The sequence below is a fragment of the Streptacidiphilus albus JL83 genome (assembly GCF_000744705.1).
Classification (GTDB): domain Bacteria; phylum Actinomycetota; class Actinomycetes; order Streptomycetales; family Streptomycetaceae; genus Streptacidiphilus; species Streptacidiphilus albus.
The window spans coordinates 107,950-122,167 of the sequence record NZ_JQML01000001.1; the positions used below are offsets into that span (position 1 = coordinate 107,950).

Genomic DNA, 14,218 nt, shown 5'->3' on the forward strand with positions numbered 1-14,218 from the left:
CGGGGACCAGCACCCGACAACGGCGGCCTCTCACCCCGGCTCACGCCGTGGACGCCGTGGACGCCGAGCAGTACGCCCGGGATCAGGAGAAGGTCCACGACGAGCTGACCATGTTCTCCTCACACCTGTTCTGCCACGCCGACAACGGGGGTTACTACGTGCCGGTGGACATGAGCGAGCCGCTCTTCCTGCCCGAGGAGGACGAAGTCCTGCACCGCCAACCGGTCCCCGAGTCATTACGGAACCATGGCGACGCCCAGCAGCCGGGCCATCGCGGGAACCGGCAAAGACGGGTTGCCGGCGGCCGCAGCCCGAACCCGCTCGTACGGGTGGTCCAGACAGAGCTGCAGCGTCTCCGGGGTCACGGAGCGGTGCTTGGCCATTTCGACCAGCGTGTCGTGGGTTGTCGCGGTGGTGACGGCCATGGCGTGCAGGAGGTCGGGCGGACAGTTCGGGTTGCGGGCGAGCGCGGGGTACAGGGTCGGGCCGTGGCGTTCGGCCAGTGCGTGTAGCCGGTGCGGTGTCAGTGCGGGGTGGCGCGCCAGCCGCTTGGCCACGGACGGATCGGGGTCGCCGGCGAGGGTGGTGACGAGGTCGATCGGAAGGTCGGGGTGGGTCGCGACCAGGGCGCGGAGCTGGGCCGTGGTCGAGTGGGCGAGGTCGTGAAGCTCCTCGGGTGATGCGGCGGCGATGCGGGGCCACAGCTCGGTCCCCATCCGCACGGCGGGTGCCAACTGCTTCAGCAGGGACATCGGGAGGGCCGGGTTGGCCGCAACGGCATTGCGGACGGAGCGGTCCGGGTCGGCCGCAAGAGCGCGGATCAGTGCCTCGCCGACGGCGGGGTTGGCCGCGGCCTCCCGGCGGACCCGGCTGTCGCGGTCGGCGGCGAGGCGGCGGTAGGCGTCGTCCGACAGCTCCGGTCGCCCGGCCAGGGTGGCTCTCACCCAGATGTCCGGGGAACCCGGAAACCGGTCCAGGCCGGCGGCCGGGGTGGACGGGTTCTGCAGCGCTGCCATCCGAAGTCTCTGGACCCCGGCCTCGTGGTCCCCGCAGCCCTCCGCGAGGTCCTCGCACCGGTTGCACCGCTCGACCGGCGGGCTTCCGCCGTCGGCCAGCAGCACGGCCAGGACATCCGGCGGGGTCGCCGCGTTCCGGGCAAGGGCGTCCCTGATCCGTAGGTCGGGGTGCGCGGCCAGGCGCCGGGCCAGGTCTGCCGGGAGCCCGGCGTGCTCGGCAACGGCGCACACCACGCCGGTGTGGGAGTCGCCACTGAGCAGATACAGCAGTTCCTCGGAGTGCCCGCCGAATTCGACGAGTTCGATCCGGAGCGACACGTCGGTACCGCGTGCCAGGTCCCGGATCCACGAAGCGGGAACGTCCGTACGCCCGGTCGCCGCGACGACCAGCCACGGATCGTCCTGCGGTATGTCCTGGAGCGGAACCACTCCGTCGGCGATCAGCCCGCGCAACGTCCACGGGCTGCACCGGACGGCCAGGTTGCGTACCTGCTGGAGAGTCAGGCCGTCCCGCTGCGCGAGGTCCTCGCAGAGGTCCTCGTCGGCGACGGCGGTGAAGTGGTCCAGCAGCTGCTGCGGCAGACCCGGGTTCCCCGCCAAGCCGGACAATTCCGGGCTGTAGTCCAACATCGCCCCATGATCGGGCCTCCGCCCCATTCGGACCACCGATTTCGCCCACACATGCGGACGGGACCGCATCGATCAGTTCCAACACGCCGCCACCGAGAACAGCGCCGCCCGTGTCCAGGGCGATGGGGGCGCAGTGGTCATCGGGCAGGTCAACGTGGACATCGACGGCGTGCTGGTGCCGGGGCACTCCGAGAAGCAGGATGCCACCGCGACCAGGCGGATACGACCCGAAACGCTTGTTCAGCTGGAGAGTGCTTCTCTCCTGCCCGGACAGGGCCCTCGACAAGTCCCGTCGTCGCAGGTGAGAAGCACTCTCCAGGCCATTCGGCCAAGCCCCGGACAGGCCCGGTGGCTCAGTTCGCCGGTGCCAGCACCGGGCTGTTGTGGTAGGCGGCGATCAGCCACTGGCCGTCCCGCTTCTCCAGTACCCAGGTCGCGTTCACCCTGCGCTGATCCGGGACCTCGGTCTCGCCGGCGAACAGGATGCCGGACTCGCTGACGACGATCGCGCCGTCCCTGCCGAGGAAGCGGAGGCTGAGCTGCTTGTTGCAGGTCGAGCTGCCCTTGAGCGGCCCGTCGAAGCCCAGTGCCATGTTCTGGCGGATCACGTCACGGCTGTCGCGGAGCGAGCCGGTCATGATGGCGGTCGCATCCGCGGTGTAGTCGGCGACCATGCCGTAGGCGTCCCCGGCGTCCCACGCCCGGTACGAGGCGGCCAGCAGGGCCCTGATCGCGGCCACGTCTTCCGCACGACTCTCTGACATCGGATTCTCCCTGGTGAACGGCTCGCTCGGGGTGTTCCGGGCGAGCTCGTCAGTACATACCGGCGCCAGGGTCGAAACTCATCGCGTCCGCGGTCAGGAGATGTCGTCGAGTTCGGTCGGCAGGCCGAAGGCCGCGAAGACCTCGGGATCCTGGAAGACCGAGTTCCGGCTGATGCCCTCGGCGGTGACGGTGAAGACCTGAAGCGTGTGCAACCGGTAACCGTCACCGACCCGCTGGTAGGCGGCGAACCCGGGCTGGCCGCCGTTGGCGGTGACCGCCCTCAGCCGCCAGTCCGTTCCGGCCGCCCCGAAGACCCACTCCATGAACAGTCCGTAGTTGTCGCGGCCGGTGAACCAGTTCAGCATCGGCGGCATCTCCATGAGCACGTCCTCGGTGAGCAGCCGCTTGAGACCTTCGACGTCGGCCTGCTCGAACGCCTTCATATAGCGGTCGACCCAGGCGCGCTGCTCGGCCGCGGACGGCTCGCTGAGACGCCCCTGCCCGACCCCGGTCTCCTTCACCCGGGTACGCGCCCGTTGCAGCGAACTGTTCACCGACACGGTGGTGGTACCGAGGATCTCCGCCGCCTCGGACGCGGAGAAACCGAGCACGTCACGGAGGATCAGCGCACCGCGCTGACGCGCCGACAGATGCTGCAGGGCGGCGGCGAAGGCCAGGCGCAGGCTGCTGCGGTCGATCGCGGTGCCGGCTGGATCGCCCACCGCCACCAACGAGTCCGGCAGGGGCTGGAGCCAGGGGTTCTCCCCCCGGACCAGCGGCCCGAGCGGGTCCGACGCAGCCACCAGCCCCGAGGGCAGGGGACGCCGGCCGCGCGCCTCCAGAGCGGTCAGGCAGACGTTCGTCGCGATCCGGTAGAGCCAGGTGCGCAGCGAGCTGCGGGTGTCGTCGTACCGGTCCCGCGCCCGCCAGGCCCTGAGGTACGTGTCCTGAACCAGGTCCTCGGCGTCGTGGGCGGACCCGAGCATGCGGTAGCAGTAGGCCAGCAGCTCCGTGCGGAACGGTTCGAGCCGACGGTCGAAGCCGTCCTCTTCTGGCGTCACACCCACGCTCCCTCTCCGCTGCTGCCAGGATCAGCTTAACGACTCGGCCCGCGATTGCTGACCGAGCGCGGTCGAGCCGCGACCCTTTGGTCGGCACCACAGCTTGTCCGACCGCAGGTCGACCTCGTGGCGGCGTGCTTGGGGCGTGCAGGACCTGGCCCACCCTTGTCGAGGTCTGATCGGGCGGCAAGGATCGGTTCGCATGAGCCGTGCCTACGACGATGAGCGACTGGCCCATTCGCCGGCAGGGGTCGGCTCGGCATCCGGGTAGCCCTCCCGAACCTGGCGCAGCACCCACCCGCTGGCTGTGCATATGTCCCAACTCGTGCTGTCGAACTCTCTCAAGATCACCACGAGCTCGCCGCCCGAGTAGCATTTGCTGAGGCGGTCGGGCTCCCTAGGCCATTGCCCGCCGGACGCGGTAGTTCCAGCGTCCGAGTGACCGGACCACGGTTTCGGCACCGACAGGGTTGGCGCTGTGAACGAAGACCACTCCGATCTGAAAGGGCCGGCCGTTGAAGGCGGCTTCTTCCAAGAGGGTCACCACCGGCATGATGGTGTCGTCGCCGCCGAGATCGTGGTCGAGCCAGAGCTCGTCGATGAAGCTGTCCCGGTGCTCCTCCAGCAGCTGGATGCCTTCGCAGCTGGTCCGGGCAATTCGCGTGGCCCTGGGGAGCGGTCGGAGGTCGTCTATGCCGAGGACAACGGGCGTCGGCGCGGCGGGGGCTTCTTTCACTGGATTACTGTCCCAGTAGGCGGGCGGGACAACCAAGAGCCGGCCTCGTCCGCAAACTCACAGCCACCCGCCGGGGCAACGCCAGAATCGGACCCCCGACGTGCCCTGGCTGTTCCCCGGTGGCAGCCCGGCGCCCGGCCAGCGGCTGTCGGGCGGCTGCTCAACCCTCGTTGAGCAGCCATGAGTAGAACGCGGCCCCGTCGGATGGGAGCGGAGCGTCCACCTCCTGCTGACGGAGCCAGACGGCAGCCATGGACAGCTCTCCGTAGGACGAGAACTCCTCACCCTGCGCCACGACGACAGCCGCTGCACCGACCCGCCAGGCAGCGAAGTGCCAGGCCTCGGGCTCTGTCTCCAAGGTGAGCGTCAGCTGCGGTTGCCCGAGTACGCCCGACACCAATTCACAGCCGTGCTGCCAACCCTCGAAGAACGGGACAGCGTCAGCAGCGAGAACATCCCACCCGTCGAGCTCGCCGAGCTCATGGAACCCGTCACCGAGCGGGCCGTCCTCGGCCTCGTCGCGCGGATCGAAGTAGCAGAACGGCAGGTGGAAGCTGGGCTGCTGATCCTCCCAGTCCCCCAGCGAGACAGCGGGCACAAGTCGGTGTCCCGACGCGGTCTCGAAGCAATCGTCCTGCTCCCGCCATCCCTGCTCGTCAACGAACTGAGCGAGGCCGGAGCGGATGAAACCCATCCCGGCAAGCTCACCCAGCTGGCTGATCAAGGACGACGTCAGCGGCTGCAACCGAACTCTCAAAGTGACCCCACGGGCTCTCCCGAACGACAACGTGCCAGTCGATCATCCAGGAGCTGCCGAGCCCGCCACGCACCAGGGCCTGAGGCGACTCGGGAGATCGCCCGGGGCACAACCTCCACGCCATCCAGCTCACGCCCTGGCCCTCCACTGGCGTCTTCGAGCGGTCACTCGCTGTTTTGGACCGGCCGGCGCGCCGCCCACGCTGATCCCGAATCCACCGGCTGATCATTTCGGGGTTGCTCTCCTGCCCGTGGACAGTCGGCCGCTGAGGGCACGGGTTTGAGGGTGTGCGGCAGCCGCCGTGCGCGGGTCGCGGCCTGTCCAAGGGGTTGTGCGGTGTGGTGGCCGGTTGGTGGCGGTGTCGCCGGTGGCCGTCAGGCCGTCGCGGTGCGGGATCGGGTGGCGGTCAGGCCACCGGGCGCGGTGGTGGCGAGTGGACGGCCTCGAACAGGCCGGTGAAGGCATCGCGCCAGGGCCAGTGCTCGGGCAGGTGAACTGTCAGCTTCGTGCGGGCGGTGCGCGCGAGCCGGGCTGGGACATTCACCAGGTGGGCGCGCAGGGTGGCGGTGGTGGCCTTGGCGTGGAAGAGCGAGGTCAGCGCGCCGGCTGCCCGCAGCAGGTTGTGCGACATCGCCCACAGGGTCAGCCATGCGGCGTTGGCCTGGAAGTTCCCGGACGGCAGGTGGGCCAGCGGCCCGGACTTCCCGTCCGCGATGGCCTGTTCCACCACGGCGTGCTGCCGGTGGTGCAGTTCGGCCTGCAGTAGCGCGAAGGGGCTGTCGGTGAAGACGGGGTGGTAACGCCAAGCGGTGAACAACTCGCCCTGGCCCTGGGCGGCTTCGGCGTTCAGGCGGCGGACTCGGCGCACGATCAGCCGGGCGGTGACCTGCTCGGACTTCCTTCGGCCGGTGAAGGCGGTGTAGGGGATCTCGGCGACCTCGGCGTCGGAGACCATCTCGCCGGTGTCCGGGTCGACGAAGGCGTCGGGGTAGCGGATCACCGTCCACGCGTCTTGGGGGATGCGGCCGATCGCCCTGGCGATGGAGGAGTTCATGCCGGTGGTCAGGGAGAACCGGGCACCGGCCCGGCGGCAGGCCGCGACCACGTCGGCGGTGTAGAACTTGCTGTCCGCGCGCATCAGGCGTATCCCGTTCGCGCCTGCCTCCTTCGCGATGGCCAGGGCCTCGCCCACGAAGCTTTCGGCTCCGCGAACGTCGGCGGCCTTGCCGCGGCGCAGGCGGACCGCGCCGATTACGGGCCGGGCGATCGGGGTGGAGAAGGTGGCCAGGACTGGGTGCAGGGTGCGCTGGCCCTTGAGGCGGCCGACCTCGGCGCCCTGCTTGGCGTGGCCGTACACGCGGCGGTGGGTCGGGTCGATGTCGATGAACAGCAGCGTGCCGGCGCCGGGCAGCAGCGGGGTGCTGCGGGCCAGTGCGGCCAGGAAGTCGCGGTGCACGCGGTGGAGTTGACGGTTGTGGCCGTGGGTGAAGGAGCGCAGGAAAGTACCCAATGTGGAGGGCGCGCGGACCGAGGTGAAGGCGCGGTCCATCGCGCCGTGCCGCAGCCGCGCCGAGTCGTCGATGCTGTCCGCGCCCGCGCACATCGCGGCGAGCAGCGACATCACCTTGGCTGCCGGGTTGGCGCCGCCGCTGTTGTCGGCGCCCTCGATGCGGAGCACGGACGCGGCCAGCTGCCGCAGGCCGGCCCGCTCGGCCAGCCGGACCAGCGACAGCAGCCCGGCGTCGGCGATCAGGTTCGGCTCATCGAAGACGGCGGAAACCGCTGTGGCGGCATGGCAGGATTGCATCTCGCGGATGTTCTCTCGATCTGGCGACTTGGTTCTGTAGGAAGTCCCATCGTCCCAGGTCAGAGAGCATCCGCGTCGTTATGTCCAGGCCCCGGACAGGTCATTCATCGGTGGATTCGGGCTGATTGACCGTCGATCCGCGTCAAAAACCCCGTGCCATCCACCACCCACCGCTTCTAGTACTACAGCCGGTTGTTCACGTGACGTGATGGCGGCTGGCTCGTTACTCCATTCGTGGGAGTGATGCTGCCGCCAGGTGCGGTGCCGACGGGCGAGTTGAGCGAGGCTGATGTCCGTTCCATGGAGGGTGAGTTGGAGGCGCTGTGTGCCTCGGTGGACGATGTGTTCGCCCGCCCGGCCTCGCGGGAGAACCTGCGGGCGATGATGCGCGGGCTGCTGGCTGAGGTGCCGCGCAAGAACCTGTGGCAGCTGGCCGAGTTCGCCGGTCACCCCAACCCCGACCGGCTGCAGGGCTTCCTGGCCAAGGCGGCGTGGGACGCGGACGAACTGCGCGACCGGGTCCGGGACTATGCCGTCGCCGCCCTGACCGCCCCGGATGCGGTACTCATCGCGGACGAGACTGGTGACATCAAGAAGGGCACCAAGAGCGCCGGGGTGCAGCGGCAGTACACCGGAACCGCAGGCCGGATCGAGAACGCCCAGGTCAGCGTCCACCTGTCCTACGGCTCCAGCCGGGGTCGGACACTGATCGACCGCGAGCTCTACCTCGGGAGGACATGGGCTGGAACCACCGCCGAACATGAACGGCGCAGTGCCGAGCAGGGCATCCCGCCCGAGCGCGCCACGCAAGTGGCCACCAAGCCGGAACTGGCCCGGCGGATGGTGGAACGCGCCGTGCGGGCAGGGGTCCCGTTCTCCTACTTCCTGGCCGACGAGGTCTACGGCCAGGCCCGCGCCCTGCGTGCCTGGCTGGAGGAACAACGCATCCGCTACGTGCTGGCCATCCCCAAGGACGAGGCGCTGCCACTGCCCGACGGGCGCACCCGCCAGGCCCGCGAACTGTACGCGGCCGTGCCCGAGGACGTCTTCGAGCGCCGTTCGTGCGCCGACGGCGCCAAGGGCCCGCGCGACTACGACTGGGCCATCGTCCAACTCGCCCACACTGATCTGGAGTTGGAGCGCCACCTGTTGATCCGGCGTTCCACCGTTCCGAACAAGGTGAACAAGAAGACCGGCGAACTGGTCCGCGAGGTCGCCTACTTCCTGTGCCACGCCGACACCGGCACCACCCTGTCCGCACTGGTGACCGCCGCCGGGCAGCGCTGGATGGTCGAGGAGTCCTTCCAGGTGGCCAAGGGCCAGGTCGGACTCGATGAGCACGAGGTACGCAAATGGTGCTCGTGGTACCGGCACACCACCGTATGCATGCTCGCCATGGCCTTCCTGGCCGACGTCCGGAGCCGGCTAATACCGCACCGTCCACCGACAGTCGACCCCCGACCGTGAACGAGATCCGCCGCCTGTACGACCGCATCGTCCAGGCACCAGTGCGCACCGCCCGCACCTGGCTGACCATGCACTGGCACCGCTGGCGCACCCGCCACCAAACCCGCGCCCGCCACAGCCACTACCGCACCCGAACCGCCCGCGCTCACTCACCGTAAAACCACCGGCTGTAGTACTAGGCTGCCGGCATGGATCGTGACCAGCGGGTGACAGGTGCCGTAGTCGGCTCGGCGGTCGGTGACGCGCTGGGCGCGCCCTTCGAGTTCAGCAGGGAGCGCACGTTCTCCACGCGCTTCCCGGAACCGGACCCCGACAGGGAGATGTGCGGAGGCGGGAGCTGGGATCCCGGCGAGGCCACCGACGACACCCAGATGGCCGTGCACCTTGCCGAGTCACTGCTGGAACGCGACGGCATGGACCTGCCGGACATCTTCGCCCGCTTCCAACGCTGGGCCACCGACGACCCCATGGACATCGGCCTCCAGACCGAGAGCGTGCTCACCAATGGCCACCCCTGGGACCGGGCCGCCGCGGTCCACTTCCAGACCAACCACCTCGCCGCAGGCAACGGCTCCCTGATGCGCGCCACCACCTCCGCTGTCTACTTCGCCCGCGCCGGACAGCAGATCACCATGGACGCGGCCCGCCGCATCGCCGCCCTCACCCACGGCGACCCCGCCGCCTGGGAAGGCACCGCGATCTTCCACGAGCTCGTCAGGATCGCCCTGGACGGCGGCGACCCCATCACTGCCCTGCCCGACATCCTGCCTCTCGTCGACCCGGACCAGCGCCAGCGCTACGCAGTTGTCCTTGCCCCCGACTGGCACCCCGACCGGGCCACCGAGTTCAACGGCGCCGTCTGGCCGTGCCTCGGCTCCGCCGTCTGGGCGCTACGCACCACCTTCTCCTTCGAGGACGCCCTCCGCAGCGCTGTGGACCTGGGCGGCGACACCGACACCGTCGCTGCCGTCACCGGCGGCCTCGCGGGTGCGGTGTACGGAATGGACGCCATACCCGTGTCGTGGATGCGCCCGCTCCATGTTCTCCTGCCGGGATCCGGCGGTCGGGAGCTGGACTTGGCCGACCTGGCGGGACTCGCCGCGCGCCTGGACGGAACTTCCAGGAGTCGGCTGGACCATCACGTTGGAGGCCTGGAGTGAAATCATGATCAATCTCCGTAGCCAACGCGAGCTCTCGCGGCTTCAGCGGTCCTTCGACCAGTCTTGAACGAGCTCCCACGTCGGAGAGGGCTGGTCGCCGACAATCCACGACGCCTCGGGGTACTCGCCCGACAGGTTCGCGACCAGGAACTCGCCGAACCCGCCGTCGAAGCGAAACCACGACCCTGATCGGTTCCAGGCAATGAGTCTTCGCCATCTTCGAACATGCAGGTCGGAGGCTCTGGTGTGGCGCTCGCTGAGGATACTCATGCTGGTCTCGGGCGGAAGCCTGCAGTCTTGATCATCCGCCATGTCATCGGTCGAGGCCCCGCCGGCCGAGTTGTTAATGTCAAACAGCCACTTGCGGAAGCGCGGCCCGAAGGGCACATCAGCTCCCCAGCGTCATCCACCGGTGCGCGGTACGGTCGCGTCCCACGGCCGGCGACGGCATCCGCGAGGGTCGCCAGGTCTCCGTCGTATGTAGTGTACGGAAATGACAAGAAGCGAGCGGCTCGCGGAGCAACTGGACTGGCACTGGCACAGGAACCTGCGGCCGCGGCTGCATGGTCTTACCGATGAGGAGTACTTCTGGGAGCCGGTGCGCGGCTGCTGGAGCATCCGCCCACGTGGCACGTCGGCCGCACCGATGTCGGAAGGTTCGGGGGAATGGACGATGGACTCCGCGTCCTCTGACCCGGTGCCGGCGCCGGTGGCCACGATTGCCTGGCGGCTGGGGCACATGATCGTCTCGTGCCTGGGCTATCGGGTCGGATGGTACTTCGGCGGCCAGGACGTCGACTTCGATGCCTTCGCTTACGCGGGAACCGCTGACGAGGCACTGAACCAGCTCGATGAGATGTACGGGAGATGGAACGCGGGGGTCCGCGAACTCTCGGACGCCGACCTGGAGAATCCGCCCCCGATGGGTCCCGAGGGGTTTCCCATGGAGAACAGGGTCCTGCACGTCAACAGGGAGCTGATCCATCACGGCGCCGAGATTTCCCTGCTGCGCGACCTCTACCGCTGGCAGGACGGAGCCGTGCCGCGCCGAATGTAGGTTTCCGGTAACCGGCGATCGAGCCTCGGAATCCCACGTGGACCCCGTGACGCGTCAGCGGTTGACTTCGAAGTTCGTCAGGACGAGGAGGGCGGTGGCGCGGGCGGGGTCGGTGCGGAGCCTGGTGAGGATCCGCCAGGCTTTCAGGTTCGCGAAGCCGTGTTCGACGGGCGTCCGGCGGCCAGGACCTGGTTGGCCTGCTTTTGACCTGAGGTGAGCTTGCGGGTGCGGGTGGCCTTGTAGCCGGTGACGATGACCTGGTCGTCGGGGTTCTTGGGTTTGTCCACGTCGATGAAGCCGAGGTCGGCGAGAGCACCGAGGCCAGCCGCCTTGAGGTGCTCGACGATCTTGTCGTGGCGGGTGGCGGTGGCGTCGTGTGTCCGGCCCGGCCGGGCGGCGGATATCCACATCAGCCTGCCCCTCTCATCGGTCAGGGCGAGGAAGTGCAGGCCGTGACGATGGTGCTTGCCGGAGTAGTTGGGCCGGTTCGCGGCTCCCGTGCGCCGCTGGGTGGGGATCAGAGTGCCGTCGATCAGAACGACTTCCCCGCCTCGCGCGGCTGTCTTGCGAAGCGCCCGGTCCAGGCGCGGGGCCCTGGCGGCGAGGAGGTCGATCATCTCGTCACGGCAGCGCCGCAGGGTGGACTCGGGCACGCCGTTGCCGCCGGCCGGGTCGAGTAACCGCTGGTCGTGCCGCAGCATCGCCAGCACGAGCACCGCGACCCGGCCCGGCGGCTGTGACCTGAACGGGGAGTTGGTCGCCTTCAGTCGGGATCGCAGCAGCTCGGCGAGGTAGTCGATCGTGCTGGTGGTTCTGGCAACGACGACCTCATGATGCGGATCACCGGGAGTCCGGATCACCGCAGACCGGGCAGTCATACTCGTCGGCCGAGTCCGGAGCAACCGGATGGCCGCAGTAGTCACAAGGCCGCGTGTCCTCGTCGGCCGGGTGCCGGTTCACCGGGCCGTTGTCGCTACAGGTGGCTGCCCGACGCCTCACCAGGCAGCCACCTCGGCTCGGATCCGGGGCAACGCCCATGGCTCCAGTGCGCCTCCGACGAAGTCGGCAAGGAACTGGACCGCGCTGAGCATCCGACCAGAGGCTGGCCGGTCCTCGGCACATGTCGTGTGCGCAGCGACGGGCCAGGTGTGACGACCGGACCGAAGGTGGCCACGGGCGCGCCGGAAGTGGGGCACCAGGCGCGACTGACGGGAAGCCGTCATCGAGCACGACGTGAGCCCCGTCGAGAGCACGGCACTGCCCCCAGGAGCCGGGGCCGCACGTGGTCATACGGACGATACGCCGCCGCGACTGGTCGACCATGGGGATGGCCTCGCCGGGACGACGAGGACTGGACGGCGCGGGCAGTTGCACCCGCATGATCAAACAGTCCATGCCCAGGACACCATCCCGACCCCAACCGGCCAGACCCTTCGATAGGAAGGCAGATTGATGAACGAAGCGGAAAATGAAAGGCGATCAGCTTGCTCGGGTGTAGAATATGAAGACGTAAGGCGGCCTCCAGGGTCGGCGTCAGGATGATGCCGACGGGTCGCCCACCATCAGGGGGACATCACCATGACCAACCAACTCGAAGCGGCTCGGGCGACGATGGACGAGCGTCGGCGGGTGAGCGAGGAGTACCGCCTCGTCCGCGCGGCTCGACTCAACCACCGGGCCCAGCGCGCCACCCAGCGCGCCCGCCGGGCCCTGGCCAGCCTGACCGCATGAACAGCCCTGCCGCAGCGGGCCGTCACCGAAGTACCGGTGACGGCCCGTCCGGTTTTCCAGGCCGGCTGCCGTAGGCGCAACCGGCGTCACCAGCGGTCTTCCCCTTCCGGCCAGCCGGCCGCGTCCTACCGGGTCGTGTCCGTTTCGACCGAAGCGCTTTGAGGCCCGAGCCACTGCTGGGGTGGGGGCTCAGGCACAATCGAGCCGTGCCTACCCCTCCTGATCCTTCCGCTCTGTACCCAGATGTCGCGGCCCTGGGCAGCCTCGCTGCCGCGCTTCGGGCCGAGGCTGAGGGCTGCCTCGGCGCCGTCCCTGTCACATCCTCGGATGCGGATCCGCTGCGCCACGCGGCCGTCGCCAGCACCCTGCCTCACCGCGAGCCGCTGCAGATCAGCGCGTGGTCCCACGAACGTCGGTGGTCGATTCGCGGCACGGAGCCCTTCCAGGGCCTGTCACTCCTCGACGGCAGGACAGAGGATCTGACGGAGGTCGCCAGGGCTGCCCGGGCCTGGCACGACGGGGCAGCTCTGGATGAAATTCGCCGAGCGGTCCCCTTCGTGCACCTGACCGGCAGGACCGAGGTGCCAGACCACCATCCCGCGCGTCTTACGGAATCCGAGTGGCAGAGCATGCGCCAGAAAGCGGCTGAACTGGAGTACACCTGGAAGGAGCCGTACCAAGCCCTGATCGAGGCGGCATACGCCGAACCGGCGCTGCGTGCCCTCTATCCGTTCACCAGCCACTGGGCACTGCGCTTCGCGGCCACCACCCGCCCGGACCTGACCGTCGTCGGACCATGCCTGACGGCGGGCAGCGACGGCACGTTCGGCCTGGGCCGGGGCATCATCACTCCGGACCTCGGCCGGTTCGCCACAGCGCATGAGGCTGTGGCACTGGCCGTCCAGCACCTGCCATCCGGCCTCGGCCCGGTCACGCTCGGCAGATGATCGACACAGGGCCCCTTCACCCCTGGTCTGCCTGGTCCGGGCACGCAATGGTCGCAGGCCGCCAGGCAGTTCCGGCAGCTGGAACGAGTATTCGCCGAGCATGTTGACGTGGTGGCGCACGAACGGCGAAAGACGGGCCACGTCCTGGTCGCGGACCTCGAAGCCGTCGGCGCGGAGCTGGGCGACGGCTTCGTCAAGGTAGCGGGTGTTGAAGAGCACCAGGGCGTTGAGGACCAAGCCGAGCGCGCCGATCTGGTCTTGTCCGAACTAGCTCAGCTCGTCCCAGATGGGAAGCGCGCTGGTGTCGGCAGTCGGATGCGCACCGTCGAACCAGTGCTCGCGCACGGGCTGCGGAGCGTCGAGGCTGAAGCGGCGGCGGGGGCCCGCGGCCCACAGCCAGTTGGTCGGATCGGTGAGGACCCCGTGCAGTTCGGGCCCTGTCACCAGGACAGGGGCGACGGCGCGGTGGCTCTCCCCCTCGTGGACGGCCAGCAGCCCGCGTTCGGCGAGATCGAGGGCCACGCCGGCGAGCTGCGGGACCAGGGCGCGTTGCTCGTCCTCGGTGAAGCTGCGTGGGGGCGGAGCCTGGGCAGCACCGGCCCAGCGCAGGGCCACGCCGTAGTTCTGGACCATCCCGGCCAGGGAGTACCCCGAGATGGCACGACGCATGAGTGTCTGTTCGGCGATCGTCAGCGAATCCCAGGGGTGCATGACGTGCATGCTCTCACTGCGAGCGGCCTGAGCCGTACCTGATTATGCGGCCAGGTCGGCCATCAGCCCAGGTGAGAAGCCTGGCTCCCACTGGAGCCTGTCTGACAAATGATCACCGGACGGGGCAGGCGCGGTTCAATTGCCTTGCCGTTTGGACGCCGGCCGATGATCCTGGGCCGGTGCCAGGACAGGGAAAGCGAAGGCGGCGGCAGGAGGTCGCAAGGGAACGGCTGGCTGCTCGTACCGCGCCGGACGCGGGACGGTGGGACGTGATCGTTGAGACCGAGGACAGCACAGGACTGCGTATCCACGTGCGGTCTGGACACCCCGCGAGTCGGACCGGTGAACCCGGGCTCAGCTGGGTGCAGCTGAC

14 protein-coding genes and 1 pseudogene are annotated in these 14,218 nt (G+C 69.0%); 5 read left to right on the top strand and 10 right to left on the bottom strand.

The features are described 5' to 3' along the window. Positions 1-236 precede the first annotated feature (236 nt). The 6 genes from BS75_RS00570 to BS75_RS00595 form a co-directional block, all read right to left on the bottom strand. Positions 237-1,646, bottom strand: a complete 1,410-nt coding sequence (locus BS75_RS00570; protein ID WP_034086767.1) for a variant leucine-rich repeat-containing protein — start codon at positions 1,644-1,646, stop codon at positions 237-239. Between the two features lie 353 nt (positions 1,647-1,999). After that, positions 2,000-2,410 carry an SgcJ/EcaC family oxidoreductase gene (locus tag BS75_RS00575; RefSeq protein WP_034086768.1) on the bottom strand — a complete coding sequence of 137 codons (411 nt, stop codon included), beginning with the start codon at positions 2,408-2,410 and terminating at the stop codon, positions 2,000-2,002. Positions 2,411-2,503: 93 nt separating this feature from the next. Continuing rightward, positions 2,504-3,472 carry a sigma-70 family RNA polymerase sigma factor gene (locus BS75_RS00580; protein WP_034086769.1) on the bottom strand — a complete coding sequence of 323 codons (969 nt, stop codon included), beginning with the start codon at positions 3,470-3,472 and terminating at the stop codon, positions 2,504-2,506. A gap of 397 nt (positions 3,473-3,869) precedes the next feature. Further along, positions 3,870-4,208, bottom strand: coding sequence for a cyclic-phosphate processing receiver domain-containing protein (locus BS75_RS00585; RefSeq protein WP_081982014.1), 339 nt, complete (start codon positions 4,206-4,208; stop codon positions 3,870-3,872). A gap of 160 nt (positions 4,209-4,368) precedes the next feature. Continuing rightward, positions 4,369-4,932, bottom strand: a complete 564-nt coding sequence (locus BS75_RS00590) for a hypothetical protein (protein WP_152646269.1) — start codon at positions 4,930-4,932, stop codon at positions 4,369-4,371. Positions 4,933-5,371: 439 nt separating this feature from the next. Next, on the bottom strand, positions 5,372-6,772 hold the full coding sequence (locus BS75_RS00595) for an IS1380 family transposase (RefSeq protein WP_034086771.1): 1,401 nt from the start codon (positions 6,770-6,772) through the stop codon (positions 5,372-5,374). Positions 6,773-7,015: 243 nt separating this feature from the next. Between BS75_RS00595 and BS75_RS00600 the strand changes: the two genes are divergently transcribed. Both BS75_RS00600 and BS75_RS00605 read left to right on the top strand, forming a co-directional pair. Next, positions 7,016-8,239, top strand: a complete 1,224-nt coding sequence (locus BS75_RS00600) for an IS701 family transposase (protein WP_081982015.1) — start codon at positions 7,016-7,018, stop codon at positions 8,237-8,239. 188 nt (positions 8,240-8,427) lie between these two features. Further along, the gene (locus BS75_RS00605; RefSeq protein WP_042438669.1) at positions 8,428-9,399 is read left to right on the top strand and encodes an ADP-ribosylglycohydrolase family protein; all 972 of its coding nucleotides are present in this window, start codon (positions 8,428-8,430) and stop codon (positions 9,397-9,399) included. 42 nt (positions 9,400-9,441) lie between these two features. On the opposite strand, the gene BS75_RS00610 is transcribed toward BS75_RS00605, so the two are convergent. Further along, positions 9,442-9,786 carry a hypothetical protein gene (locus BS75_RS00610; RefSeq protein WP_034086773.1) on the bottom strand — a complete coding sequence of 115 codons (345 nt, stop codon included), beginning with the start codon at positions 9,784-9,786 and terminating at the stop codon, positions 9,442-9,444. Positions 9,787-9,892: 106 nt separating this feature from the next. Here BS75_RS00610 and BS75_RS00615 point away from each other — a divergent pair, with 106 nt between their 5' ends. Then, a complete protein-coding gene (locus BS75_RS00615; RefSeq protein ID WP_034086774.1) occupies positions 9,893-10,456 on the top strand; it encodes a DinB family protein in 564 nt (187 codons plus the stop codon). A gap of 143 nt (positions 10,457-10,599) precedes the next feature. Here BS75_RS00615 and BS75_RS49025 read toward each other — a convergent pair whose 3' ends face one another. After that, a complete protein-coding gene (locus BS75_RS49025) occupies positions 10,600-11,334 on the bottom strand; it encodes a transposase family protein (RefSeq protein ID WP_231607636.1) in 735 nt (244 codons plus the stop codon). Between the two features lie 700 nt (positions 11,335-12,034). Here BS75_RS49025 and BS75_RS47630 point away from each other — a divergent pair. Continuing rightward, complete coding sequence (locus BS75_RS47630; RefSeq protein WP_156164191.1) at positions 12,035-12,187, top strand: hypothetical protein; 153 nt, start codon at positions 12,035-12,037, stop codon at positions 12,185-12,187. A 206-nt stretch (positions 12,188-12,393) separates the two neighbouring features. After that, entirely contained in the window at positions 12,394-13,134 is a 741-nt protein-coding gene (locus BS75_RS00625; protein ID WP_034086775.1) for a DUF6193 family natural product biosynthesis protein, read from the top strand. Positions 13,135-13,176: 42 nt separating this feature from the next. On the opposite strand, the pseudogene BS75_RS51260 reads toward BS75_RS00625, so the two are convergent. Both BS75_RS51260 and BS75_RS00630 read right to left on the bottom strand, forming a co-directional pair. Next, a pseudogene (locus BS75_RS51260) lies at positions 13,177-13,395 on the bottom strand (Tn3 family transposase); the annotation flags it as partial. A 6-nt stretch (positions 13,396-13,401) separates the two neighbouring features. Next, positions 13,402-13,845, bottom strand: a complete 444-nt coding sequence (locus tag BS75_RS00630) for a hypothetical protein (RefSeq protein ID WP_152645963.1) — start codon at positions 13,843-13,845, stop codon at positions 13,402-13,404. Positions 13,846-14,218: the final 373 nt, after the last annotated feature.